Origin of the sequence: Gillisella terrae (assembly GCF_004801395.1) — a bacterium.
Lineage (GTDB): Bacteria > Pseudomonadota > Alphaproteobacteria > Rhizobiales > Rhizobiaceae > Allorhizobium > Allorhizobium terrae.
This window is the reverse complement of record NZ_SSOA01000016.1, coordinates 34,345-60,011: the sequence shown is the minus strand read 5'-3', so window position 1 is coordinate 60,011 and position 25,667 is coordinate 34,345. Positions and strand designations below refer to the sequence as shown.

The 25,667-nt window shown below is 55.9% G+C and carries 23 protein-coding genes; 16 read left to right on the top strand and 7 right to left on the bottom strand.

Annotated elements, in window-relative coordinates:
• Nucleotides 1-258: hypothetical protein (locus E6C51_RS20095; RefSeq protein ID WP_210235015.1), on the top strand; the 258-nt coding region annotated here is incomplete at its 5' end.
• 185 nt (nucleotides 259-443) lie between these two features.
• Here the strand turns inward: E6C51_RS20095 and E6C51_RS19200 are convergent.
• From E6C51_RS19200 to E6C51_RS19190, 3 genes are read right to left on the bottom strand one after another with little or no spacing between them, the layout of a single operon-like run.
• On the bottom strand, nucleotides 444-1,979 hold the full coding sequence (locus tag E6C51_RS19200) for a DHA2 family efflux MFS transporter permease subunit (RefSeq protein ID WP_190237196.1): 1,536 nt from the start codon (nucleotides 1,977-1,979) through the stop codon (nucleotides 444-446).
• A complete protein-coding gene (locus tag E6C51_RS19195) occupies nucleotides 1,976-3,178 on the bottom strand; it encodes an HlyD family secretion protein (protein ID WP_190237195.1) in 1,203 nt (400 codons plus the stop codon). The genes E6C51_RS19200 and E6C51_RS19195 overlap by 4 nt, the downstream gene beginning before the upstream one ends.
• A gap of 1 nt (nucleotide 3,179) precedes the next feature.
• Nucleotides 3,180-3,626, bottom strand: a complete 447-nt coding sequence (locus tag E6C51_RS19190) for a MarR family winged helix-turn-helix transcriptional regulator (protein WP_146937852.1) — start codon at nucleotides 3,624-3,626, stop codon at nucleotides 3,180-3,182.
• Nucleotides 3,627-3,834: 208 nt separating this feature from the next.
• Between E6C51_RS19190 and E6C51_RS19185 the strand changes: the two genes are divergently transcribed.
• The 3 genes from E6C51_RS19185 (at nucleotide 3,835) to E6C51_RS19175 (ending at nucleotide 5,851) form a co-directional block, all read left to right on the top strand.
• Entirely contained in the window at nucleotides 3,835-4,728 is an 894-nt protein-coding gene (locus E6C51_RS19185) for an NAD-dependent epimerase/dehydratase family protein (RefSeq protein ID WP_190237194.1), read from the top strand.
• Between the two features lie 206 nt (nucleotides 4,729-4,934).
• Nucleotides 4,935-5,336: an MbcA/ParS/Xre antitoxin family protein gene (locus tag E6C51_RS19180; RefSeq protein WP_230987472.1), complete on the top strand. Its 402-nt coding sequence runs from the start codon at nucleotides 4,935-4,937 to the stop codon at nucleotides 5,334-5,336.
• Nucleotides 5,333-5,851 carry an RES family NAD+ phosphorylase gene (locus E6C51_RS19175; RefSeq protein WP_146937848.1) on the top strand — a complete coding sequence of 173 codons (519 nt, stop codon included), beginning with the start codon at nucleotides 5,333-5,335 and terminating at the stop codon, nucleotides 5,849-5,851. Before E6C51_RS19180 ends, E6C51_RS19175 begins: the two co-directional genes overlap by 4 nt.
• Before the next feature lie 14 nt (nucleotides 5,852-5,865).
• On the opposite strand, the gene E6C51_RS19170 is transcribed toward E6C51_RS19175, so the two are convergent.
• From E6C51_RS19170 to E6C51_RS19160, 3 genes are read right to left on the bottom strand one after another with little or no spacing between them, the layout of a single operon-like run.
• Entirely contained in the window at nucleotides 5,866-7,275 is a 1,410-nt protein-coding gene (locus E6C51_RS19170) for a M20/M25/M40 family metallo-hydrolase (protein ID WP_190237193.1), read from the bottom strand.
• A 34-nt stretch (nucleotides 7,276-7,309) separates the two neighbouring features.
• Nucleotides 7,310-8,482, bottom strand: coding sequence for a PLP-dependent transferase (locus E6C51_RS19165; RefSeq protein WP_190237192.1), 1,173 nt, complete (start codon nucleotides 8,480-8,482; stop codon nucleotides 7,310-7,312).
• Complete coding sequence (locus tag E6C51_RS19160; protein WP_190237200.1) at nucleotides 8,479-9,222, bottom strand: FadR/GntR family transcriptional regulator; 744 nt, start codon at nucleotides 9,220-9,222, stop codon at nucleotides 8,479-8,481. The genes E6C51_RS19165 and E6C51_RS19160 overlap by 4 nt, the downstream gene beginning before the upstream one ends.
• A gap of 250 nt (nucleotides 9,223-9,472) precedes the next feature.
• Between E6C51_RS19160 and E6C51_RS19155 the strand changes: the two genes are divergently transcribed.
• From E6C51_RS19155 to E6C51_RS19130, 6 genes are all read left to right on the top strand, one after another.
• A complete protein-coding gene (locus E6C51_RS19155) occupies nucleotides 9,473-11,095 on the top strand; it encodes an ABC transporter substrate-binding protein (protein ID WP_190237191.1) in 1,623 nt (540 codons plus the stop codon).
• A 171-nt stretch (nucleotides 11,096-11,266) separates the two neighbouring features.
• Nucleotides 11,267-12,346, top strand: coding sequence for an ABC transporter permease (locus tag E6C51_RS19150; RefSeq protein WP_190237190.1), 1,080 nt, complete (start codon nucleotides 11,267-11,269; stop codon nucleotides 12,344-12,346).
• An 8-nt stretch (nucleotides 12,347-12,354) separates the two neighbouring features.
• Nucleotides 12,355-13,308, top strand: a complete 954-nt coding sequence (locus tag E6C51_RS19145; protein ID WP_190237189.1) for an ABC transporter permease — start codon at nucleotides 12,355-12,357, stop codon at nucleotides 13,306-13,308.
• 7 nt (nucleotides 13,309-13,315) lie between these two features.
• Nucleotides 13,316-14,320: an ABC transporter ATP-binding protein gene (locus tag E6C51_RS19140; protein WP_190237188.1), complete on the top strand. Its 1,005-nt coding sequence runs from the start codon at nucleotides 13,316-13,318 to the stop codon at nucleotides 14,318-14,320.
• The gene (locus E6C51_RS19135) at nucleotides 14,317-15,291 is read left to right on the top strand and encodes an ABC transporter ATP-binding protein (protein WP_190237187.1); all 975 of its coding nucleotides are present in this window, start codon (nucleotides 14,317-14,319) and stop codon (nucleotides 15,289-15,291) included. Before E6C51_RS19140 ends, E6C51_RS19135 begins: the two co-directional genes overlap by 4 nt.
• 21 nt (nucleotides 15,292-15,312) lie before the next feature.
• Nucleotides 15,313-16,455: a M24 family metallopeptidase gene (locus tag E6C51_RS19130; protein ID WP_190237186.1), complete on the top strand. Its 1,143-nt coding sequence runs from the start codon at nucleotides 15,313-15,315 to the stop codon at nucleotides 16,453-16,455.
• A 9-nt stretch (nucleotides 16,456-16,464) separates the two neighbouring features.
• Here the strand turns inward: E6C51_RS19130 and E6C51_RS19125 are convergent, their stop codons facing one another.
• Nucleotides 16,465-17,508: a LacI family DNA-binding transcriptional regulator gene (locus E6C51_RS19125; protein WP_407920835.1), complete on the bottom strand. Its 1,044-nt coding sequence runs from the start codon at nucleotides 17,506-17,508 to the stop codon at nucleotides 16,465-16,467.
• 150 nt (nucleotides 17,509-17,658) lie between these two features.
• Here E6C51_RS19125 and bglB point away from each other — a divergent pair, with 150 nt between their 5' ends.
• The 6 genes from bglB (at nucleotide 17,659) to E6C51_RS19095 (ending at nucleotide 25,659) form a co-directional block, all read left to right on the top strand.
• Entirely contained in the window at nucleotides 17,659-18,756 is a 1,098-nt protein-coding gene (gene bglB, locus E6C51_RS19120) for a beta-galactosidase BglB (protein WP_190237184.1), read from the top strand.
• Nucleotides 18,757-18,759: 3 nt separating this feature from the next.
• A complete protein-coding gene (kduI, locus tag E6C51_RS19115; protein WP_190237183.1) occupies nucleotides 18,760-19,590 on the top strand; it encodes a 5-dehydro-4-deoxy-D-glucuronate isomerase in 831 nt (276 codons plus the stop codon).
• Between the two features lie 2 nt (nucleotides 19,591-19,592).
• Complete coding sequence (locus E6C51_RS19110) at nucleotides 19,593-22,103, top strand: hypothetical protein (protein ID WP_190237199.1); 2,511 nt, start codon at nucleotides 19,593-19,595, stop codon at nucleotides 22,101-22,103.
• 88 nt (nucleotides 22,104-22,191) lie between these two features.
• The gene (locus tag E6C51_RS19105; RefSeq protein WP_190237182.1) at nucleotides 22,192-23,457 is read left to right on the top strand and encodes an ABC transporter substrate-binding protein; all 1,266 of its coding nucleotides are present in this window, start codon (nucleotides 22,192-22,194) and stop codon (nucleotides 23,455-23,457) included.
• Nucleotides 23,458-23,650: 193 nt separating this feature from the next.
• A complete protein-coding gene (locus E6C51_RS19100; RefSeq protein ID WP_230987473.1) occupies nucleotides 23,651-24,607 on the top strand; it encodes a carbohydrate ABC transporter permease in 957 nt (318 codons plus the stop codon).
• Complete coding sequence (locus tag E6C51_RS19095; RefSeq protein WP_190237180.1) at nucleotides 24,607-25,659, top strand: carbohydrate ABC transporter permease; 1,053 nt, start codon at nucleotides 24,607-24,609, stop codon at nucleotides 25,657-25,659. The genes E6C51_RS19100 and E6C51_RS19095 overlap by 1 nt, the downstream gene beginning before the upstream one ends.
• Nucleotides 25,660-25,667: the final 8 nt, after the last annotated feature.

Genomic DNA, 25,667 nt, shown 5'->3' with positions numbered 1-25,667 from the left:
CAATCTGGTGTTCTCATATCAAAACGTGACCGTCATTGTCTTCTATCAGCGAAAGCATCTCTGCTCCCACCAACGCAAAACCGCCGTCCACGTTTCTCTTTCTTCTCATCTTCAATTGTCAAAGAACTGACGGTCAAAACCGTCAAAAAATCACCTCAACCAAACCGCAAAGCTCGGTCGTCTAACTCTAAAAGCTATCCAGATGATTTCAATAGAGCGAAATCAACACTTCCTCAGAAGCGCCGCCTCGTTCGGTGAGGCGGGTTCTAGGACCAACAAACAAATATGTCAAACGGATTTTTTCCCAAAATCCCACTTTCTCGCCAATTAATTGATCGTACACGATATTTGTTGATTTCGTTCAGTTTAATGCCTCAACGCAAGACCAGAGACGTCTCGGTGCGCCTTTTTCACAGCTTGATGGGAGATGGTCGCGCTCGTGATTACTCGACTGCGATTGTATGATCGACATCGATTGGCCCATTGGTTTTCAACAGCAACAGGGCGGGCATAACCGCGAGGGACATAATCATCAGCAATTTAAAATCATCGATGTAGGCGATGATGGCCGCCTGCTGTTCGATGACTTGCTCCAGACTGGCGCGCCCAACCGGCGTCCAAGGGCTAAGGCCCGCAGCAGCAGTCGCATGAAAGGCGTGATTGAACGGCGTGACATAGTTTGCCAGCATGGAATGATTTATCTGCTCGTTGCGCACCAGCAGGGCTGAGACAACGGCAATACCGACACTGGAGCCGATATTACGCGACAGATTGTAAATCCCGGTGCCATCGCCCCGCATTTCAGCCGGTAGGGTGGAAAAAGCCACCGTGGTCAGCGGCACGAACAAAAAGCCAAGACCTGCCCCCTGAATAAAGCCAACATAGATAATCGTCCATTGGGAGATATCCGAGGTCCAGCCAGTCATATCATACATGGCCCATGCGGTGATGCCCAAACCAAGGCCCAGCAGAATGCGGGTATCGACCCGGCCAATCAACCGTCCAACAACGAACATACATACCATTGTCCCCAATCCACGCGGCCCCATGACAATGCCGGCCGTCACCACGGGGTAATTCATCAGCGATTGCAGGTAGGGCGTCATCAACGCGAGAGAGGCCAGATAGGTAACGCCGACCACGAAGATGAACATGAAACAGACGGCGAAATTGCGATCCAGAAACAGTTTTGGATTTATGAAGGGGCGATCCGATGTGAACATATGCACCAGCAGCATATAAAAAGCTGTGCCACACACCAGCGCCTCGATGATGATTTCGCCCGAGGAAAACCAGTCCAATTGCTCGCCGCGATCCAAAAACAGTTGCAGGGCGGCGATTGAGATGCTGGCCAGTCCAAATCCAAACCAGTCCAGCCGGGCTTGCTTGTCCACGGAGGTCTCTGTGACAAAAATGGTGATGCCGATAAAGGCCAGGATTCCGATCGGTACGTTAATATAGAACACCCAACGCCAGCTGAGATGATCCGTCAGCCAACCGCCCATCACTGGGCCCAAAACCGGGCCAACCATCACCGATACCCCGAAGAGGGCCATGGCCGAACCGCGCTCTTCGAGCGAGTAGATATCCAGCAGGATGCCTTGAGACAGAGGCACGAGAGCCGCACCGAAAAGCCCTTGCATCAGGCGAAAACCAACGATCTGCCCAAGAGACTGCGCCAATCCGCACAGCACCGATGCCAGCACGAAGCCGCTGATGGCCACCAACAGCATGCGTTTGCGCCCAAACCGGGAAGCGAGAAAACCCGACGGCGGTGTCATGATGGCCGCGGCCACAATATAGGATGTCAGCACCCAATTGATCTGATCGGAGCTTGCCGAGACACTGCCCTGAATATAGGGCAGCGCCACATTGGCGATGGTGGTATCCAGCGCCTGCATGATCACCGCCAGAATAACGCAGGCGGTAATGGCACCACGATTGGCGATATGCGGTTGATCCTGCGTGCGCGAGGTCATTTGCTGCTCTCATTCACTGCGGGAGCCCGATCAGCAGCAGCAGACTTACTCGCAAACAAGCCGTTCATGAAATCTGGCAGACCGCGCGCGTGACCGGTGTCAATCGAGACCTCGGTGCTCATGCCAACCCGCAGCGGCGGCTTATTGGCCGTATCGACAATGGACACCCGCATGGGGATGCGTTGCACCACCTTGACCCAGTTTCCAGACGTGTTCTGAGCCGGCAACAGCGAGAAGCTGGAGGATGACGCGGGGCTGATGCTCTCTACTTTGCCATGCCACACCGTGCCGGGATAGGTGTCCACCGTGATGGTGACATCCTGACCGGGGCGCACATAGGTCAGCTCTGTTTCCTTGGGGTTGGTATCAATCCACATATGATCATTGGATACCAGCTCGAATGCTGCCTGCGAGGCTGTCATATAGCTGCCAACCTGCAAGCTGCTGACCTGCGTGACAATACCGTTGAAGGGAGCCCGCACAGTTGCGTGGTCCAGCTGCCTTTGGGCATCGTCCAGCGCGGCCTTGGCCTCCTGATAAACGGGATAGCTTTCCACGGGCGCATCGGCCTTGCCTCCCAATTGGGCCAGCGCTACGCTGACGGCGGCTTTGGCGACGTCGACTTTTTCTCGCGCTGCAAGCAGAGCATGTTGGGCGTCATCAAGATTGGCTTGCGTGGATGCCGAGGTGTTTTGCAAGCGCTGCTGGCGATCTAGATTGGTCTGATAATAGGGTAAATCGGCTTGAGCCTGACCCAGCTCGACCAGGCTCTGCTGATAACTGGCCTGAAGGTTGAGTATCTGATCTCGGGCCGCACCCAGCTTGGCCTTGTCACCATCCACTGCAATCTGAAACGAGCGTGGGTCCAGCGTGAACAGCACTTGACCAGCCTTGACCGCCTCGCCCTCATGCACATCAATCGACTTGACGAGGCCAGAAACATCGGTAGTCACCCCAACAATATTGGCACCGATATACGCATTATCCGTCGTCATCACCTGCCCGCCCGTGAAATAGGCGTATCCGCCGATGACAAGCGCCACGGGCACCAGCGCAAACAAGAGAAGACGGGTGCGGGCCGGACGGGAAAGTTTTGATTTCACAGGGGCGGCGGCCGGTTGTGGTTTTTCTGGATGCTCCTGTTTGAGTTCACCAAGAGTGTTGTCATTGCCGGTGCGAAGGGAAAGGTTATCAGACATGTTATTCGCAAGCCGAAGATCGGCAGGCCCCTAGAAGATTAACTTTCATTGTGTTCAAGATGTCAAACAGGCGCTGGCGGTCATCATCCGACACGCCCTCCAGCGCTTCAGCGCGGGTCGCATCGCCAAGCGCGCGGATTTCGCTCAGCAGCGGGCGCGACACATCGGTAAGATAGAGCCGCTTGACCCGCCGGTCGTTGGAATCCGCCCGGCGCTCGATCAACTCACGTTCGCAGAGCTTATCAACCACCCGTGCCAAGGTGATTGGCTCTATTTCCAGCAACTCAGCCAGACTGACCTGATTGGTGCCCTCGCAGCGCGCCAGATATGCCAGCGTTTGCCATTGGGTGCGGGTCAAACCGATGTCCTTGGCATGCTGCTCGAACCGCTTGCGCAAAAGCCGCGCAACGTCATGCAGCAAAAAGCCAAGGGTTGGGTTGAGCTCCACGGGTTTTACCTCGATCATAAGCGCCAATATAATTAGTATCCTTATTATAGCTTGGCTTATAACCGTCAAATCATAGGTTCGTGATAAGCGCCAATCTCAACCATGAGCAACGCCCTTCATCTCGCCTCTTCAGCACAGGTTCACGGCCTCAATGGCTTGACAGATTGGCGACAGGACACACTTACTGACGAGATAAGGGAGAATGAAAATGACCAAACGCATCGTCTTTACGGGCGGCACAGGCAAAGCTGGCCGTCATGCTGTTCCTCATCTTCTGGGCAAGGGCTATTCCATCCTCAATGTCGATCTGAAGCCGCTTGATCTGCCCGGCGTCAACACGCTGATCACCGACATTACCGACAGCGGTCAGGTCTTCAATGCATTCACCACCCACTTTGGGTTTGACGGCTATAACGATGGAGCACCGCCATCTGCACCAGACGCCATTGTGCATTTTGCCGCCATTCCCCGGGTGATGATCGAGCCTGACAATAAGACGTTCTCGGCCAATGTGGTTGGAACTTACAATGTCATTGAAGCGGCCATGAAACTGGGTGTGCGCAAGGTCATTATTGCATCGAGCGAAACCACCTATGGCGTCTGCTTTGCGGAAGGCGACAAGGATTTCCATTCGTTTCCGCTTGAAGAGGACTATGATAGCGACCCGATGGACAGCTATGGTCTGTCAAAAGTCGTGAATGAGAAAACAGCCCGCGCCTTTGCCATGCGCTATAGTGCCGATATCTATGCCCTGCGCATCGGCAATGTGATTGAGCCGCATGAATACGCCAATTTTCCCAGCTATCTCGACAATCCAATGTCGCGAAAGCGAAACGCCTGGAGCTATATCGACGCGAGAGACCTCGGCGAGATCGTGCATCTGTGCATCGAGAAAGACGGCCTTGGCTATCAGGTGTTTAACGCCGTCAATGATACGATTACCGCTGATCTGCCGACTTCGGAATTTCTCGCCAAATACTGCCCCGATACGCCCGTGACGCGCCCGATGGGGGCTGATGATGCCCCTATTTCCAACCGAAAGGCTCGTGAAGTGTTGGGCTTCAAGGAAGCGCACCCCTGGAAGGCCTATGTCAAGCGGTGACGATGGATGTGGCCGGGGCGGCACGTCGCCCCGGCCCGCTTGCCTTCACTCGCTTGTCTTGACCCGCTTGCCTTGACCCATTCGACTTGGCCAATTGGGCTAAAATGACGCGATTGGTGATTTTCTTGCGATTGCCGGTGAAATGCCATATATAATGTACGTCAGATATGGCATAGTTTATGACAAACTAGCACGAGGCGATCAATATGAGCTCTGTACAACACATGCCCGTTCAGACGCCCGTTCAGGCCGAGCCGCTTGTGCTGTCTTACATGGGCAAAGGCGGCAAGATTGCTGTTGAGGCCGTGGCCAATGATTTTGGCATGTCCAAAGGGCAATTGGCCGACACAGCCGGACTGTCGCGCGAAACCGTCTATCGCGCTGCCCGTAGCAATACGGCACGCACGCAAGGGCGGCTGCTGGAAATGCTGGAAATCATCAGCCGGGTTGCCGATTGGGCTGGCGGCAAGGAACAAGCCATGGCCTGGTATCGCGCCCAGCCCCTGCCCGCTTTTGGCGGAAGAACAGCAGAAGCGCTGGTGAAAGATGGCAAGGCCTCTGCCGTCAGAGACTATCTCGACCATATGGCACTTGGTGGTTTCGCTTGAGGTTCAAAGGCACCTGTTATCGCGCCCATGATCCGAGATGGTCTTTCAAGCCGCTTTCAGGAGAAGGAGCCGCCATTCGCGGTGCGCGTTTTAACCCCAAAGGCGTGCCAGCCCTCTATCTGGCTCTCAGCATTATGACTGCCATCAAGGAAGCCAATCAAGGTTTTGCCCATCGTATCGACCCTTGTGTGCTATGCTCCTATGAGATCGATTGCGAGGATATTGCCGATCTGACCTCACCGGAGGGGCGAAATGACCATGCCGTTACCCTGGACGAGTTGAGCTGCCCTTGGGCAATGGCGCTTGCAGGGGGTACACGGCCCGCCTCATGGGGGATTTTTGACCGGCTGCGGACGCGCAATATCTCGGGTATTCTTGTCCCAAGCTTTGCGCCGGGGGCGGAACATGACGATATAAATCTTGTGCTCTGGCATTGGGGAGAAGATTTGCCGCATCAGGTCAGGGTGCATGACCCAAGCGGGCGTTTGCCGAAGGATCAGCTGTCCTGGGGATAAGAACTCTGGTTTGGTCAGGTTGAACCGGGCACATTCTCATCCGAAACCGCCATCAATATTCTCACCCAGGAGCGGATGCCTTTGTGAAAAGAGGTGAGATTGTATTTTTCATTGGGAGAATGCACACAATCGTCATCCAGCGAAAAGCCCACAAGAAGAGATTCCATACCGAGCATGGTCTGGAAATCGCCAACAATCGGGATGGAGCCGCCGCCGCCGACAACGATTGCCGGTTTTGGCCATTCTTGTGACAATGCTGCCTTTGCTTTTGCAAGCAACGGTGAATCATAAGCAAGCTGAATGGCGGGCGATGCGCCCTCAGCTTGGAACTCAACGCTGCAATCCACCGGAAGCTTTGAGGTGACAAAGCTGCGAAAACTGTCGCGGATTTTCTGTGGGTCCTGACGGCCCACAAGGCGAAAGGACACTTTCGCCATGGCTTCTGCGGCAATCACCGTCTTGAACCCCTTACCGGTATAGCCGCCGGACATGCCGTTGATTTCGGCTGTTGGCCGCGCCCAGAGCAGCTCCAGAATTGAGCGGCCCTTTTCGCCAGAAGGGGTGGATAGGCCAATGTCTGAGAGAAAGGACGATTGCGATTTTTCCAGCTCATCCCAAACCGCCTTGATGTCGCTGGGCGTTTCATCAACACCATCGTAAAAACCGGGCAAGGTGACCGCTCCGGTTTCATCATGCAAGCCCGCCATGATGTCGCTCAGGACATGCAGCGGATTGGCTGCAACACCGCCATAGCCACCGGAATGAAGATCACGGCTGGCGGCCTTGATGGTGATTTCCTCACCCACCAGACCCCGAAGGCTTGCGCAAATCGCTGGCGTTTGCGCATCCCACATGCCGGTATCGCACACCATGGCAAAATCTGCCGTCAACTCCTGCCGGTTAGCCTCCAGAAAAGGTCGGAGCGAGGGAGAGCCCGATTCTTCCTCACCTTCAAACAGTATGGTGATGCGCACCGGCAAGCCGCCCTTTGTCTCTTTCAAGGCCCGCACGGCCTCGGTGAAGGTCAGCAACTGCCCCTTATCATCGGAGGTGCCACGTCCGGTGATGATTTTCTCTCCGTTTTCTGCTTCGCGAATGGCTGGCTCAAACGGATCATGGCTCCACAAAGCCAGTGGATCCACCGGCTGCACATCATAGTGACCGTAAAACAGCACATGCGGGCAATCGGGACTGTGGCCCGGATGATGCGCCACCACCATTGGATGGCCCGTGGTATCACGCACCGATGCATCAAAACCAAATCCAGCCAGGTAATGAGCCAGAAACTCCGCCGCCTTCCGACAAGGCTCCTGATAGGCCGGATCGGTCGAGATCGACGGAATGCGCACCAGCTCAAACAGCGTTTCCAAACTGGAGGGCAAATTGGCATCAACACGGGCAAGGATGGTTTCAATATCAGTCATCACGCGGCTTTCCATCGCTGAAACGTTGAACAAATCACTCGGTTCGCGCCGCCGCAATCGCGGCCTGCAAATCGCTCCAGAGTGCTTCCGTGCCCTCCAATCCGACATGCAAACGCACAGACAGCGGATCAACACCAAAAGCGGCGGCAAAGCTTGGCGGTGCCTTTTGGTTGGCCACAACATTACCCGGGACAATCAGGCTCTCATGGCCGCCCCAGCTCACGCCCAGTTTGAACAGCGCCAGATGATCGCAGAAGGTGCGAATAGTGATCTGGTCTTTGAAAATGAAGGAGAACAGCCCAGAAGTGCCATGCAATCCAGGCGGTAGGCCGTTGTTGAGGGCCGGATGGCAGACCTTCTCGACGATATCCAGTGCCTGCAGGCGATGGGCAATCTCCAGCGCTGATGCCTCATGCGCTTTCATGCGAATTGGCAGTGTGCGCAGCCCCCGCACCAATAACCATGCATCAAAGGGCGAGAGCTTGCCACCGAGATAGGGCAATGTTTCGTTGCGAATGCGCTCGATCAACGCTTTGGGTCCGGCAACCACACCGGCAACAACATCGCTGTGTCCGCCCAGATATTTTGAGGCGGAATGCAGCACGAGATCGACGCCCAAAGTCAAAGGCCGCTGAAAAACCGGCGTCGCCCAACTGTTATCGATGACGGACAAAACACCGTGGTGCCTTGCCAGCGCCGCCAAGGCCCCCACATCATGGGCATCCATCACCCAGCTTGTCGGGCTTTCGAGATAGAGAAGCTTTGCTCCGGGAAGCGCTTTGGCAACGGCATCCTCATCACGCCCATCAACGTAAATCACCTCAACGCGCATGCGCTTCAACAGCGTTTCAAAAAACCGAAAGGCATCCGGATAAAGGTGGCGCACCGCGACAATGCGATCCCCCGGCTCAACAAAGCTCAATACCGTGGACGAAATCGCGGCCATGCCGCTGGCAAAAGCAAGCGCATCATCCGCACCTTCCAACCTTGCCAGCATGTCTTCAAACACCCGCACCGTAGGGTTCAATCCACGGGAATAGACGGGACGCTGCTTTTCTCCGCGATAGGTGGCGACCATTTCATCGTAATCGCTGAAGGTGAAAAGAGAGGTTTGCACAATGGGTGGCACCACCGCATCATATGCGTTGCTCTCATCATGAGCTGTGATCAAGGAAGCCCTTTGCAGATTATCAAAAGCGTCACTCATTTGGACATTTCCTTGATGTCTTCTTCGACAATGGCCAGAATTTTCAGGGTTTCGTTGCGGGCCGCCGCGCTATCCTGATCGGCAATCGCGCAAAACAGCGTGCGGTGATAGGGAAAGGAACGGCGGGCAAAATCCGGCCGATCAAAAGGCTTGTCCCAAAACCGTTCAAACGCCTCGCGCATCTGCGCGAGGATTTGACCAAATAATGGATTATGGGTGGCATCGTAAATCGCCACATGAAAGGCGAGATCTTCCTTACCCGATGTGCCTTTGGCAAGATGCACCCGCTCCATCGCATCGAGCTTTTGCTCAATCAGTTTGAGATCATCCTCGGTTCTGCGCAAGGCCGCCCATGCTCCGGCCTCCACTTCAATGCCGCGGCGCACCTCCAGCGTTTGCAGCAGCGCATCGCGCAGATTATCGGTCTCGACCCGAAGCGGCATGTGGACCGTGGAAGCATTGATCTGTTGTAGCAGATAGGTGCCACTGCCTTTTTTGGTTTCCACCACACCCAGCGCCTGAAACCGCCCGAGAACCTCGCGCACGGTGGAGCGTCCCACGCCAAGGGCATTCATCAGTTCGCGCTCGGTTGGCAAACGGTCCCCACGCTTGAGACCCGCTTTGTCGATATAGCCAACCATAGCAGTGCTGACCTGTTGAACGCGATCCAATGGCGGCAGTTCCACAAGATGCGGGGACTGCCTATGGGTCTTTTCAAGGGGTGTGGTGTCAGGCTGCATGGCCTTGGGAGGGCTTGTCATTCAGAATTCTTCCTTTTGTCGACCGCTTGACAATTGGTCTGACATCTTAGCAGTATGCCACCCGGCGGCAAAGTCAAGACGACCTCAACGGCGCGGACGAAAGCCGAGAATGAGAACGACGGAATTTTCATCTTCGCGGAAAAGATGAAAAACAAAAACAACACGTTATCCGCATCATAAAAATGAGGGTGCCGCCAAGGCGCGAACAGATAAACTGGGGATTAAAGGTATGAAATTTCGTCTTTTAGGCGGAGCCGTTGCCGTGTCGGTTGCTGCTTTGCTCACGTATCCGGCCTTTGCTTTTGAAGGTAAAAACCTGACGGCACCGGATTGCAGCTATGGCGGCAAAATCAAATCCATCGTCGCCACTGACGAGCACACTGTGACATTTTCCATGTGCTCGCCAGATCCGGCTTTCAAGGCCAAGGCCGCCTTTGTGCCCTTTGGCATTCAGCCCGCCAAGCACATCGAAGAATTGGGCCCGACCAAAAAGCTGTTGGACAACCCCATTGGCACCGGCCCTTTCAAGCTGGAAAGCTGGAACCGTGGCGACTCCATCACCATGGTGCGCAATGACGCTTACTGGGGCGACAAGCCCGCCTTCGACAAGCTGGTGTTCCGCTGGAACCAGTCCGGTGCAGGCCGCCTGAATGAGTTGCGCGCTGGCACCGTAGACGAAATCACCAACATCAGCCCCGACGATTTTGACAGCGTCAAAAACGATCCCGATCTGCAATTCTTGCCGCAGCCTGCTCCGAATATCCTCTATCTCGGCATGGTCAACACGGTAAAACCTTTTGACAACGAGAAGGTGCGCCAGGCCATTGCCATGGGTATCGACCGGCAGCGGATTGTTGACAATTTCTACCCGCAAGGCTCGATTGTCGCCTCGCATTTCACCCCCTGCTCGCTGCCCAATGGCTGTGCGGGCAAGGATTGGTACAGTTTTGATGCCAGTGCTGCCAAGAAATTATTGGCGGATGCGGGTTTTCCAAACGGCTTCAAAACCAAGATTTATTATCGCGATGTTTTCCGCTCATACCTGCCGGAACCCAGCGTGGTTGCGGTTGAGTTCCAGACCCAGTTGAAGAAAAATCTTGGTATTGACGCCGAGGTGGTTCCGATGGAATCCGGCAAGTTTATTGACGAGTCCAGCGCAGGGCGCCTCGACGGCTTCTACCTGCTGGGCTGGGGTGCTGACTATCCGCATATCACCAATTTCCTCGACTATCACTTTGGCAAAACATCAAAGATGTTCGGCACCACCTTCCCCGATATTACCAAGGGATTGACTGAAGGCGGAACCATTGCCGATGTCAAAAAGGCCGAGCCGATTTATGCGGCCGTCAACGATGCCATTCGCCAGCACGTGCCCATGGTGCCAATCGCGCATGGTGCTGCCGCTTTTGCCGCCCGTGCAACCTTGAAGAACGCATCTGTGCGCCCCTTTGGCTCACCCTTGTTGCAGGATGAAATTCCCGGCAAAGACACGCTGGTATTTATGCAAAACGCCGAGCCAATCAGCCTCTACTGCGGCGATGAAACCGACGGCGAAACGCTGAACGCCTGCACACCCATCACCGAAACGCTTCTCAACTATGCCAAGGACAGCGGCGACATCACCCCAGGCCTTGCCACCAGCTGTGATGCCAATGACGATTCCACCGTCTGGACCTGCCATTTGCGCAAAGGTGTGAAATTCACCGACGGATCGGATTTCAATGCCAATGATGTGGTGGTCTCTTGGGCTGCGGGTCTGGATGCGTCAAATCCTGCCCATGTCGGCAATACTGGCTCGTTCGATTACTTCTCATCCCTCTGGGGTGGGCTGATGAACGTCAAGAAGAAGTAACTCCATCGCGGACACATCCGGCTGGGCACGTTTGCCCGGCCGTTTATAGCGCAACCCGACCGACAGGATTGGCGGGATTGGCTATAACATATTCTATTTATTGCATGATCTATTTTGCAGCCGGTGCTGGCCCGATAGCTTATGCAATGAAATCCGGTGATAGGACCTGCGATGCTCGGATACGCATTCAAACGTTTACTGATATCGATTCCCGTTATTTTCGGCATTCTGATTGTGACATTCGCACTCGCCCGGCTCATTCCAGGTGATCCGTGCAAGGCAATGCTCGGCGAAAAAGCCAATGCCGCAACCTGTGCTGCGTTCATAACGCGCTACGGCTTCGACAAGCCTTTGCCAGCACAGTTTTTCATTTATGTCACCGACATGCTGCACGGCAATTTCGGCATATCCATCCGCTCTTCACGGCCTGTCACTCAGATCATTGTTGAGCGTTTGCCAATGACCGTCGAGCTTGCGGTGCTGGCGCTGATTGTTGCCACCATCACAGGTGTTGGCCTTGGCGTCATTGCCGCCCGTCGTCATAATTCTGCGGCCGATGTTGGCACCATGGTCGTCGCCAATGCCGGTATCTCCATGCCGGTGTTCTGGCTAGGCCTGATGCTGGCTTATCTGTTTGGGGTTATGCTGCGCGGCACGCCTTTCTGGCTTCCACCATCGGGGCGGCTTTCGGCCGGGGTCAATTCCATTCCCTTCTATGAAGTATGGCACTGGCAATTGGCAGCGGACAGCAGTTGGAGCAGAATCCTCGAGTTTTTCTCCAATTTCTACATCCTCAACGCCTTGGTGACCGGAAACTGGGCCGTGTTCTGGGATGCTGTGCGCCACATGATCCTGCCGGTTCTGGCCCTTTCCACCATTCCCATGGCGGTCATTGCCCGCATGACCCGCTCATCGCTGCTGGATGTGCTGGGGCGTGATTATGTGCGCACCGCCCGCGCCAAAGGCGTGCCGGAAAAAAGCGTGGTGCGAGAACACGCGCTGGGCAATGCGCTTTTGCCGGTGATCACCATTCTGGGCTTGCAAATGGGCGCGCTGCTCAGTGGTGCGGTCTTGACCGAAACGGTCTTTGGCCTCTCAGGCGTTGGCCGCATGCTGGTGGAAGCCATTTTTGCGCGAGACTATCCTGTGGTGCAGGCCTTCACCGTGATGATTGCCGTTTCCTATGTGGCCATCAATCTGCTGGTGGACCTCTCCTATACCTATCTCGATCCCCGCATTCGCCCACAATAGGATCACTCATGACACGTTTGAATATTGCATCGGCCAATGCTGCAGAGACCATTCTCGAAGATGGCCTGATCGGTGATCCGGTTCCCTTGTGGCGCAAGACGATGGGGCGCCTGCTGCGGCTTCGTTCCGGTCAAGTCGGCTTGTTCATTATTGGCAGCCTCATTCTGGTGGCGATTTTCGCACCCTTGATTGCGCCCTATAACCCTGATCAGGTTTTGATCGGCATTGAGCAGGTCAAACGGCGCGAGCCGCCCTGTATTCATCTGCTTGGCTGCGATGCCAGCCGCCCACAGCATATTATGGGCATCGACAGCAACGCACGCGATTCCTTTTCGCGCATTCTCTATGGCACCCGCGTCAGCCTGATCATTGGCATCACCACCGTCACCACAGCCCTTGTCATCGGCGTGTTTCTGGGGGCAATTGCCGGATATTTCAGAGGCTGGGTCGATAATATCATCATGCGGATCATGGATGTGATCCTCGGCTTTCCGTCCTTGCTGCTGGCCATTGCCATCGTGGCCGTGCTGGGGCCGGGCATTCGCAATGCGCTTCTGGCCATTTCCATTGTCTCGGTGCCTGCCTATGCGCGCGTCACCCGCGCCAGCGTTCTCTCGGTCAAAACCTTTGATTTTGTCGCCGCCACGCGCGTTCTGGGCGGCAGCAAATGGCGCATTCTGTTCTTGCGGGTGCTGCCCAACGCCATCACCCCCATTGTGGTGCTGGCAACGCTTGGGGTGGCCACTGCCATTCTGGATGCGGCAGGCCTAAGCTTTCTGGGTCTTGGTGCCCAGCCACCAACACCGGAATGGGGCACCATGCTTGGCTCTGCCCGCAACGAGATCTTCTCCGCGCCGCATCTGGTATTCTTTCCTGGCCTTGCCATCATGCTGACCGTGCTTGGCTTCAACCTTCTGGGTGACGGGTTGCGTGACGCCCTCGATCCGCGGCTGCATACGTGAGGACAGCATGACCCATCCTATTCTCGATATCCGCAACCTCAGCACGCGGTTTGACACACGATCCGGCACAGCGCAGGCAGTTGATCGTGTCTCTCTCTCGCTTGAAGCTGGCAAAACCCTTTGCATCGTCGGTGAAAGCGGCTGCGGAAAATCAATCACAGCACTCAGCATCATGGGGCTTGTGCCCTACCCCGGCAAAATCGTTGGTGGTGAAGTGCTGCTGGATGGGGTCGATCTTCGTACCATGTCGCCGATGGACACCAGCAAGGTGCGCGGCAACCGGATTTCGATGATTTTCCAAGACCCGTCATCCGCGCTCAATCCTGTTCACACCGTGGGGCGGCAGATTGCCGAGGTCTATCGGCTGCATAAAAACATGAACAAAAGCGAGGCCGAGGCTGCGGCGATTGCCATGTTGAGTGCTGTGGGCATTCCAGACCCCCAACGCCGCATGAAAGCTTATCCGCATGAAATGTCAGGCGGCATGGCACAGCGGGTAATGATTGCCATGGCACTGGCCTGCCAGCCGGAAGTGTTGATTGCCGATGAGCCGACCACCGCACTGGATGTCACCATTCAGGCGCAAATACTTGATCTCATGAGCGATTTGCAACGCGATTTCGGCACCGCCATCATTTTGATCACCCATGATCTTGGCGTAGTCGCCGAAATGGCAAACCATGTCGCTGTGATGTATGCCGGACAGGTGGTGGAACTGGCCGATGTGAGAACGCTGTTCAAATCGCCAAAGCATCCCTACACGCAGGCGCTTTTGCGCTCGGTACCCGTGCTTGGCCAATCGCCGGACATGCTCGAGGTGATTGAGGGGCGCGTGCCGCAACTTACCCATTTGCCGGAGGGCTGCTTGTTTGCGCCACGCTGCACGCTGCGGCGCGAGGCCAATGACCCGCGCTGCGTGAGCAAGGTTCCTGAACTCAGCGAGATCGGGCACGCCCACCACTGTCGATGCTGGCTGACCACACCGGCCTATTCCGAGGGACAGCCAGCATGAGCGCTCTTGTTGAAATGAACCATATCAAAATGGCCTTCCCGGTTACGGGCGGCGCTTTTCAGCGCGTCAAAGGCTATGTCAATGCCGTCAACGACATCAGCCTGACCATTGAGCGCGGCCGTACATTGGGCGTGGTGGGTGAAAGCGGCTGTGGCAAATCCACGCTGGCGCGCATTGTGGTGGGATTGTTTGCCCCCACCGCAGGCGAGATTGTTTTTGATGGCAAACAGATTGCCGGCCCCGGCCTAAGTGTTGATTTTACCTCCACCCGCCGCCTGCAAATTGTGTTTCAAGACCCCTATTCCTCATTGGACCCGCGCCTTCCCATTGGCGATTCCATTGCAGAAGGCTTGATCATTCACGGCATTGGCGACAAAGCCAGCCGCCGCAAAGCCGTTGCCGATATGCTCGAATTGGTGGGCCTGCCGCCGCAGGCCGCAGACCGCTATCCGCATGAGTTTTCCGGTGGTCAGCGCCAGCGCATCGGCATCGCCCGCGCCCTCATTCTTCAGCCGGAATTTCTGGTCTGTGACGAGCCGACCTCGGCGCTTGATGTGTCTGTGCAAGCGCAGATCCTCAATCTGCTCAAACAGCTTAAAACCCGGCTCAATCTGACCATGATGTTCATCTCCCACAATCTGGCCGTGGTGCGGCACATCGCCGACGATGTGGTGGTGATGTATCTGGGCCATGCAGTGGAACGCGGCCCGGTGGAGGCGCTGTTTGATAACCCGCGCCATCCCTACACCAAGGCGCTATTGTCCGCGACTTTGATTGCCGATCCGGATCGGCGCGGCGAGCGGATCAAGCTTGTTGGCGAAATGCCATCGCCGCTGAACCCGCCCACTGGCTGTCCGTTTCATCCGCGCTGCACCTTGGCAAACGACCGCTGCAAGGCAGAAATGCCGCTGATGACCATGACCGGTACGGTCAACGTCGCCTGCCATGCGGTTAAAGAAGGTCGGGCTTAACGTAACCAAGGAATTCACATCATGTCCTCACTGCAGATTGCGCCCAAAATCTCCATGGAAGAGCGCGTTCAACGGCTGGAAACCCTGCGCAACACCATGGCGGAAAAGAACATCGGCGCGGTGCTGATCGGCTCCACCGAGAGCCTGCGCTACTTCACCGGTCTGGTCTGGCATTCCAGCGAGCGCCTGCTGGGTGCTGTGATCACCGCCACCGATCTCGTTTATATCGTCCCTGGATTTGAACGCAGCCGGGTTGAAACACTTCCGCATGTGCCCGGCGACATAAAAGTCTGGGAAGAGGATGAAAGCAGCGCACGGCTCGTCGCATCGCTATTGCCGCAAGGAATGCCGCTCGCCGTTGACGATGCCGTGCCGCTTTTTGTTTATCATGCACTGAGCCGGGACATCAGTGCAGAGAGATTGATCGATGGCGGGCCAATTCTGCGCGGCCAACGCCTTCGGAAATCACCTGCGGAAATCTCGATTATTCAATATGCCATGAACCTGACATTGGAAGTTCAGCGCAAAGCCCATGCGATGATCAGGCCCGGCATAGCGGCATCGGAAGTGGTTCGTTTTATTGATGAAGAACACCGACGTCTTGGCGCAAGCAATGGCTCTACATTCTGTATCGTCTCTTTTGGCGAGACCACATCGCTGCCCCATGGGGCCGATGGCGAGCAATATTATCAGCCGGGCGATGTTGTGCTGGTAGACACCGGCTGCCGCATTGATGGCTATCATTCCGACATTACCCGCACCTATATGCTGGATGCGCCAACAAAGGATTTTGCCCGGATTTGGGCGATTGAGCGGGAGGCCCAGCAGGCCGTGTTTGACGCTGCTCACATCGGTGCAACCTGTGGCAGTCTGGATAATGCTGCCCGTGATGTGCTGCTAAACCATGGTCTTGGGCCGGATTATCGCCTGCCGGGCCTGCCGCATCGCGCAGGCCATGGTCTCGGCCTTGAGGGCCATGAAGAGCCGTATATCGTACGTGGTAACAGCGTCGCTCTCGAAGAAGGCATGTGCTTTTCCAATGAGCCGATGATTGTTCTGCCCGGACAATTCGGCTTGCGCCTCGAAGACATCGTCCACATGACAGCAAGCGGGCCTGCATGGTTCACGATGCCCGCCAAAGGACCAACCGAACCCTTTGCGTGACAGGTGATGTCACGGCGAAGGCGGTGTGGCAACGCCTGCGGTGGATTTGCGCTCAACGATATGACATGCAAGCTCTATACGACGGGCAGGCCGGGATAGGCCGCCAATGCCATCGAGCAGAAGATCAAGGGCAGAGGCCCCAATTTCGCGCATGGGAATATGAATGGTGGTCAAGGGCGGGTTGTAAAATGCGGCCTGCGGCAAGTCATCCATGCCCATAACCGAAACGTCCTTCGGCACCGTGAAACCAGCCCGTTGCACACCAACCATGGCTCCTGCCGCAAGGCTCTCACCTGCCGTCAACACGGCCGAAAAATCCAGCCCCCGCTCAGCAATGCGCTGAAAAATGGCATCAGACGCAAGGTCCGGGAGCCAGTCTTCAACATCGACAACCATGTCTTGCACATCGCTGATACCGTTTTGAACCATGGCATCGCGCCAGCCTTCAAAACGGCGCTCAATGGTGCGCCGCCCGCGCCGCATCATGAAGAGAATGCGCGTGTGGCCAAGCTTTTGCAGATATTCTGTTGCCATGCGCGTGGCAGAGCGGTTGCACGGTGTGACACTGGACAGTCGCATCAAAGGATCATCCCCATTAATCAGCACCACAGGCTTGCTGAAATCGCGTGTCAGCGCCAAAATTTCTTCGTCGTCCAAAGTCAGGAATAAAAAGCCCGCAACGTCTGGATCTGCCAATGCCTCTTGCAACGACTCAGCGATATTGCTTCGCTCAACAATCGGCTGGGTGACGATTTCGATCCCTAAAGTATCGGCCCGCTGATGAAGACCTTCCAACACCTGCGCCGTGAACTGATTGCGCACATAGTCGATCATCGCCGCGCTGCTGGCAGCCAAAACCACTTTTTTACAGCTCACCGCCACCGGAATCACGTAGTTGAGTGATTTCGCCATGTCCATGACTTGATTGCGAATTTCCGGGCGCACGCCCTTTTCACCAGCAAGGGCACGAGATGCCGTGCTCAGCGAGACACCGCATCGCTCTGCAATATCTTCCAGCCGCACTTTTCGGCTTGGTTTGCCACGCTTGCCCAGTTTCGTCATCTGCCCGTCCTCAAACTACCTTCGCGCAAACTGCAATAAATTTTCATATTGCGCAAATCTATTCGCTATGTCACCACTGCATTCAACAACGCAGTGCGCGAGGGAAGACGCTGTACTGCGGATATTGGGAGGAGTTTCCAGATGACACTTGACGGACGCGTGATACGCGAACGCTTGAGCGCGCTTGTTGCGGGCATGACCAATTTGCAGCATGATGGCCAATATGTTGAGCCAAATCTCGACGGCACACCCGGCGACTATATCAGCTTCAAATCCTGGGAATGGCCACAAGGGATAGGCCTCTATGGGCTTGTGCGGCTTTGGCAGGCAACACAGGATGATGCGCTGAAATCCTTGCTGGAAGGCTGGTATTCGGATCGCATCGCAGAAGGTCTGCCGAAGCTGAACATCAACACCACAGCCCCCATGCTGGCCCTGTCTTTTCTGTGGCGCGAGACACGCGATCCGCGCTGGGAGAGTGTTCTCGACGATTGGGCAAATCGCGTTTTGAGCGAAATGCCGCGCACCGCTGAAGGTGGCCTGCCGCATATTGTCTCAGACAAGATCAACGATCAGGAACTTTGGGACGACACGCTGGTGATGGTTGGCCTGTTTCTGGCCTGTTACGGCCAGACAAGTGGCCGCCAGGAACTGGTTGATGAAGCCTGCCATCAATTCCTGTTGCACAGCCGCTATCTGGCCGATCCAAAATCGGGCCTTTGGTTCCACGGCTGGACTTTTGATGGCCGTCATAATTTCGCCCGCGCCCTTTGGGGACGCGGCAATTCGTGGGTTGTGCTGGGCATTCTGGATCTGGTCGATTGTGCAGAGATACCGGCACCGGTGCGCAGCTTCCTGCTCGGCGTTCTGGAAACACAGATTTCGGCACTTTTGGCCCTGCAAGCGCCCTCCGGTGCATGGCATACCTTGCTGGATGATCCGTCCTCCTATGAGGAAATTTCAGCCACCGCAGGCATTGGCTATGGTCTGCTCAAGGCCGCGCGGCTGGGCATTGGCCCAAAAACATGCCGAGAAGCTGGCCTGAAAGCGCTTCAAGTCGTCATGGACAATATTGACGACACCGGCACCGTCTCCAACGTGTCCTACGGTACGCGCATGGGCCATGATTTGCAGTTTTATCGCGATATTCCCATCCAGCCCACCGGCTATGGTCAGGCGCTGGCCATTCTGTGCCTGACGGAAGCTTTAGCCCACATCCCATCTGATGCGGAGGCATGAATCATGCGTGTTCTTTATGGCGTTTCACCCCATGATATTCCGAGCTTCGACACCAAGCGGCTGCGCGCTGAATTTCTGATCGAAAAACTGTTTCAACCCGGCCAGATTGAATTTGCCTATACCCATGTCGATCGCATGATTGTCGGAGGTGCCTGCCCGACCGATGCGCCCTTGCGCTTTGGCGATGGTGCAGATGTTGGAACACCTTTGTTTTTTACCGCCCGTGAAATGGGCATTGCCAATCTCGGCGGTTCGGGCACGATCACCGTCGATGGACAGGTGTTTTCGCTGAACAACCGCGACATACTCTATGTTGGGCGCGGTGCGAAAAGCGTCATTCTGGCCAGCGCGGATGCCGCCAACCCGGCCCGCTTTTATATGAATTCCGTACCCGCCGGGCGCGATATTCCCCATCGGTTGATCACGCAGAGTGAAGCCAAACCGTTGGATCTGGGCGAGGATGCCCGTGCCAACAAGCGCAGGCTGCGCATGTATATTCACCCGGAAGTGGCACCTTCTTGCCTGCTGTTGATGGGCATTACCGATCTTGCCCCCGGCAGCATCTGGAACACCATGCCGCCGCATCTGCATGAGCGGCGCATGGAAGCTTATTGCTATTTTGATATGGACGATAGCGAGCGCGTCATTCACCTGATGGGCCGTCCCGATGAGACCCGCAGCCTGATTGTCGCCGACAGCGATGTGGTGCTCTCACCAGCCTGGTCGATCCACATGGGGGCTGGCACCGGGCCTTACGCCTTTGTCTGGGGCATGACCGGTGAAAACCAAGCCTATACCGATGTTTCTCCTGTTAGTGTCGCGGAGTTGAAATGAACATGACTGCGTCTTCTGTTGATTACCTGCGCAGACCCCTGCCCCTTGGCGCACCCGTCACCTATTGGCAGGTCAGTGCCACGGATGAGGCCCGCTATGATGTGCCTGATCAGCCGATGAAAGGGGAAATGGACCCCTTCTTCTTCCTGACCAAGCACAAGAATTTCATTCCGCATGAATACCCCTGCCGCACCGCCTTTGGTGTCGAGCGCCGTGGCAAGCGGCCAGAGGCAACATCAGAATTTGCGCTTGATCGGTTCTGGCTGCCGTTTGGCTCGCCACGGGTTGATCTCTCCGGCTTCTGGTTTCGCCCCACCGTGATTGGCACATGGGCCCGCACAACCATCTGGGCCAAAGACGCTGGCACCGCCACCTTGCGGCTTGGCACCTGCGGTGGTGCGGTGCTTTTGGTCAATGGCGCGGAAATTGGCTGGATGGCCGATTATGTGCGCAACCTTGAGGCCAAGAAAGACTTCACGGTTGAGCTCAAAGCCGGCGAAAACACCATTTCGCTATGGTTTGATGATCTGGCCGAGCGCGACGCGCGCTATTTCTTCCAGCTGGATTATGTTGCAGGCCCACAAGCAGAGCAGGCGCTGCCGGTGCCCGTGGCGGCCAAGGTCGCCAACGAGTTTGAAAAAGCGCTCGACAGCATGCATTTTGAAAAGCCGGTCTATCGATCTGGCGTCGTTGCGCTGATCACCTCCGCCCCCGTCTCGACCGATGTGAATGTTGAAATCACCATTGCCGGTGACTTCATGTCGCGCGAGGAAAGCGTCAAGCTGTCTTTGACCCTCTCGGCTGGCCAGACACGCCTGCCCCTTGGCGACACCACTGAACTGCCTGCCGATTTTCGGCATTTTCATGTTGATTTGCGCTCCAACGGTTTTACGGCATCGCGGGTTTTCGGCATCGAAATTTGCCCCGCCGAGCGTCAGGGCCTTGCCCCCGCAACGATTGAGGCCCGCATTGCTGAAGCGCTGGACGAGATCTCGGAGTATGGCGAGCCGGACAATGTCACGGCCCTCGCCCGCCTCGCATCTAATCGCTTTGGCGACAAAACCGATGCAATGATCCGGGCAACCCTGCCGACCATTGAGGATTGCCACGACTGCGCCGACTTTGCCCTTGTGCCGCTTTTGTGGTGCCGCAGCGCCTATGCCCAGCATATGGCACCCGATCTGGTGGCCCAGATTGATCACACCATCCTGTCCTATCGCTACTGGATGGATGAGCCTGGCAATGATGTGCAGTGGTATTTCTCAGAAAACCACGCGCTTCTGTTCCACACGGCGGCCTATCTGGCAGGTAGCCTGTTGCCGCAATCGCGCTTTCAGCGTTCCGGGCGCTTGGGCCATGAGCAATCCGCAGTGGGTCGAGAGCGCGTCCGGGCATGGCTTGACCATTTTGAGGCGTGGGAAATGGCCGAGTTCAATTCGGCCCCCTATTTCCCGATTGACCTCAAAGGCTTGACCGCTCTCTTTGCTCTAGCGCCCGATCAGGATATTCGCGAGCGGGCGGGGCGTGCTGTCAAAAGACTGGTGAGAATTGTTGCCCTGTCGGCCCACCATGGCATTTTGACCGGTGCCCAAGGCCGCTCTTATGAGCACACCCTGCGCGCCGCTGGCTCTTTGGAACTGTCGGGCATTGCCCGCCTGATCTGGGGCACCGGCAATTTTGGCCGCCGCGTTCATGCCCTGCCGCAAATGGCCATCAGCCTTCGCGATCACGGCTTGACCATCCCCGATGCGCTTTCCGCCATTGCCGATTGGCAAGGGGACGATGCGCAAGAATGGATGTTTGCGCAAGGTCAGGACCGCATGGCCCGGCTCTACCATTACAAGACCAAGGACTTTGCGATGGGCACGGCGGCCCATTATCGCTGGGGCGAATGGGGCTATCAGGAAACTGTGCTGCAACTGCGGCTTGGCACAAATCCTGATGCGCAAATCTGGATCAACCATCCCGGCGAAACCATCCATTCCGGCTATGGCCGCCCATCCTATTGGGGTGGTTCCGGCTCGCTGCCAAGGCTTGGCCATTATCGCGGTCTGGCCGTCATGCTGTTTGAATGCGCCGCCGAACAGCCCGATTTCACCCATGCATGGTTCCCGCGGCAGGAGTTCGATGCCAGTGACGTTTCCGGGCAGGTGGCGGTTGCAACGTCAGGAACAGGTCTGGTTCTGCTGAAAGGTGACAGTGCTTTTGAGCTGGTCGATGACGGGCCGACCGCCGGAAACGAGCTGCGCCTCAACGGACATCGCAGCCTGTGGATCGTACGCCTGGGGTCTTTGCAAGATCATGGCACGCAATCCGATTTTTCCACACGCTTTGGATCGCTAAGTGCTAATGTGAACGCTGATGGCACGATTACGATCGATGATCCCGAATACGGGCGGGTTACGTTCCATCAAGACGGGCGTGTTTCTGCCGAAGGCAGAGTGCTTGATCCTGCCAATTGGACCGTGGAGGGGGATGTCGCGCCTATGCCAAGAGGCCCATTACAGAGCTAGTAAATGTGATCCGGGCGGGGCGTTTTGGGAAGGAGCGCCCCGCCTTTCAAAAAATGACGGTAACATCCGTCCATCGAAGGAGGAGACGATGGTGAGAAAAACAATCATTCTGGCAACGACCGCCCTTGCGCTTTTATCATCAACCGCAGCATTTGCGGGTGATGTGCGGGTGATGTGGTATTCCGATGGCGTCGAAGGGCAGGTCTTCAAGGATCTGATCAACCGCTTCATGAAGGCCAATCCCGACATTCACGTCACCGTCGATGAAGTGTCCTACAGCACCATCAAGGAACAATTGCCCGTGCAATTGGCCGCCGGAAACGGGCCGGATATTGCCCGCGTCACCAACCTCAAATCACTGTCGCAATATTGGCTCGATCTGACGCCCTATCTCAAGGACGCCGATTTCTGGAAGAAAAACTACGGCGATCAGATGGACTGGATGCGTCCCGATGGATCGAGCATCATTCCGGGTTTCATGACGCAAATTACTCTCACCGGTGGTTTTGCCAACAAGACCCTGTTTGAGCAGGCGGGCGTAGCGCTTCCCGGCGAAAAGGCCACTTGGGATGATTGGGTCGCGGCCTCGGAAAAAGTTGCCAAAAGCCAGCAATTGAAAGCGGCTTTCGCCATTGATCGCTCCGGCCATCGCATCACCGGACCAGCCATTTCCTATGGTGCCAATTATATTGGTGCCGATGGCATGCCAGCACCGCTGGATGCGAATGCCAAGAAATACCTGACGGATCTGGTCAAATGGACTGCGGATGGCGCAGCCGACAAGGATGTCTGGGTGTCCAGTGCGGGCACGTCCTATCGCGCCGCCGCTGATGATTTCATCAACAGCGAAGTGGCGATGTATTATGCAGGCTCCTGGCAAATTCCCAACTTCATGACCAAGATCGGCACCAATTTTGATTGGGTTGCCATTGGCAGTCCATGCGGTCCTGCGGCTTGCACCGGCATGCCCGGAGGCGCAGGTCTGGTGGCTATCAAATCCACCAAAAATCCAAAGGATGTGGCCAAGGTGATGGATTATCTGGCCTCAACCCCGGTTGCCAAGGAATTTGCCGAGCGCACCCTGTTCTTGCCGTCCAACAAAGAAGTGATTGCTGGCAAGCTGGACTTCAAGACGGACAATGCGCAGGCCAAGGCCGCCCTCAACACCTTTGTCAAGGCAACCACGACAACAGCACCTCTTGCGCTCAAACTGCCGGGCTGGAAATGGTCTGATACCTATTACGGCGCTTTGGTCAGCCGCATATCGCAGGTCATGGCAGGTGAAATGTCTTTGGACGACGCATTCAAGCGCATCGATTCCGACATTGCTGCCAAGGTGCAAGAAGCCAAATAAGCCAATCGGGGTGAGCCAAAGCTCACCCCGATTGAAACTTGCATTTTCAGATTGCTGAACATTCACAGCAAGACCGGCGTGGTTGGAGCACACAAAGCGCTGACCATCCGGTCAAGGGGGCACTATGGTTGAAAAACCGGGCGGATTTTCAAATATTGCGCAAACCATTGCGGGCGCTGCCATTGGTCGGATCATGGGTTTGATCGACATTCCCTTGCGCGCCTTGCAAAAGGCGACGGGCACCCGCGGCATGGCCGCCTTTTTTCTCGCACCCAATATGGCCATCTTTGCCGTGTTCGTTCTTGTGCCGTTTGTGATCAATTTCATGTATTCGATGACCGGCGGCCCCGCGATCTTTCTGGATCAGCGCAGCTATGTCGGGCTTGATCAATACCGCCAGATCATGGCCTGCAAAGACTATCTCGATCCCAACACCTGTGTTCAGGATGGTTTTTGGATTGCCGTTAGCAACACTGCCTGGTTTGTGGTCATTCAGGTCACATTGATGATTGTGGTGGCCCTCATTACCGCCCTCATTCTCAACCGCGAGCTGATCGGCAGAAGCTTTTGGCGCGCGGTTTTCTTTTTCCCGGTTTTGCTTTCACCTGTGGTCACTGGCTTGATCTGGCGCTGGATTTTGCAGCGCAATGGCATTCTCAACGCCTTTCTGTTGAGCGTGTTTGGCACCGAGCCAACCAATTGGCTGACCGAGCGGGCCAGCTCCTTTGCCGCCACCATTGGCGTGTCGATCTGGGCGCATGTTGGCTTTTACACCTTGATCTTGCTGGCCGGATTGCAGGCCATTCCCAAGGATCTCTATGAAGCCGCCGAAATGGATGGCACCCGTCGCGGTCGCATGTTCTGGCGCATCACCCTGCCGCTTTTGATGCCCAATCTGATTGTTGTGCTGGTTCTGGCGCTGATCAAAGCCGTGCAGATTTTTGATGAAGCCTTCGTTCTCACCGGCGGCGGGCCGGGCACCAGCACCATGTATATCGTGCAATATATCTATGAAATGGGCTTTGCTTCGGAATTGCGCAACCCCGGCCTTGCGGCGGCTGCATCCATTCTCATGGGAGCCGTTCTGGTGGTTCTCACACTTTTGCAAATGGCGGCTTCGCGCCGTAACGAGAAAAAGGGAGAACGCTGATGGCACATGTTCTCGCATTTCTAACCCGCCGCCGTGGCGGAAGCCGCTGGCATTGGAGCGATATTGCCACATGGGTGTGGCTGTTCGGCGGGTTGTTTATCATTTTCGGCCCCGCCGTCTGGCTGGCCTTGTCGTCCTTCAAAACGCCTGCGGCCTTGGCCGAGTTTCCGCCAGCCCTTTTGCCCTATGTGTCGCAAACGGTGCAGGTTGAAGGCTATGACAAGCCGCTGCCGATCTTTACCGTGACATTGCCAGACGGCAAAAAGGCCGAGCTTGCCGAAGTGCGGCGCATTGGCATCATGGCGCAAATGGTTGATCCGAAAAATCCGGGCACCATCATCAAGGTCAATATCAAGGACCGCACGCCCGTGCAGAAAGTGTCGTTTGAGACCTCGAACTATACGCAGCCCTTCCTGCATTTCGATTTTCTGCGCTATCTGTGGAATTCGGTGTTTGTCACCACCATGGCAACCATCATCACCCTTGCCATCAACTCCATGGCGGCCTTTGCCCTGTCTAAATATCAGTTCACCGGCAAGAACCTGATTTTGCTGCTGATTGTTGCAACCTTGATGGTGCCGCTGGGCGTTATCATGGTGCCGCTCTATTCGGTGGTCTCCAAGCTGGGGCTTTTGGACAATCTCTGGGGCGTTATTTTGCCAACCGTTGCCACGCCGACAGGAGTGTTTTTGCTCCGCCAATATATGCTGACCATACCGGATGAGCTGATTGATGCAGCCCGCATGGACAAGGCCTCGGAATGGCAGATTTACTGGCGCATTGTCATGCCGCTCTCGGCACCGGCTTTGGCGGTGCTGGCGATTTTCTCGGTGGTATGGCGCTGGAATGATTTTCTGTGGCCGTTGATCGTGCTCAGCCGATCCTCCCTCTATACCCTGCAAGTGGGCTTGAATGTCTATTCCGGCCAACTCAACGTTCAATGGCATTACATTCTGGCCATGACAGTCGTTACCATGATCCCGGTCGTCCTCGTCTTCGTGTTCCTGCAACGGTTCATCACACGCGGCATTGCGGCCACCGGTCTGAAATAGGAGTGAAA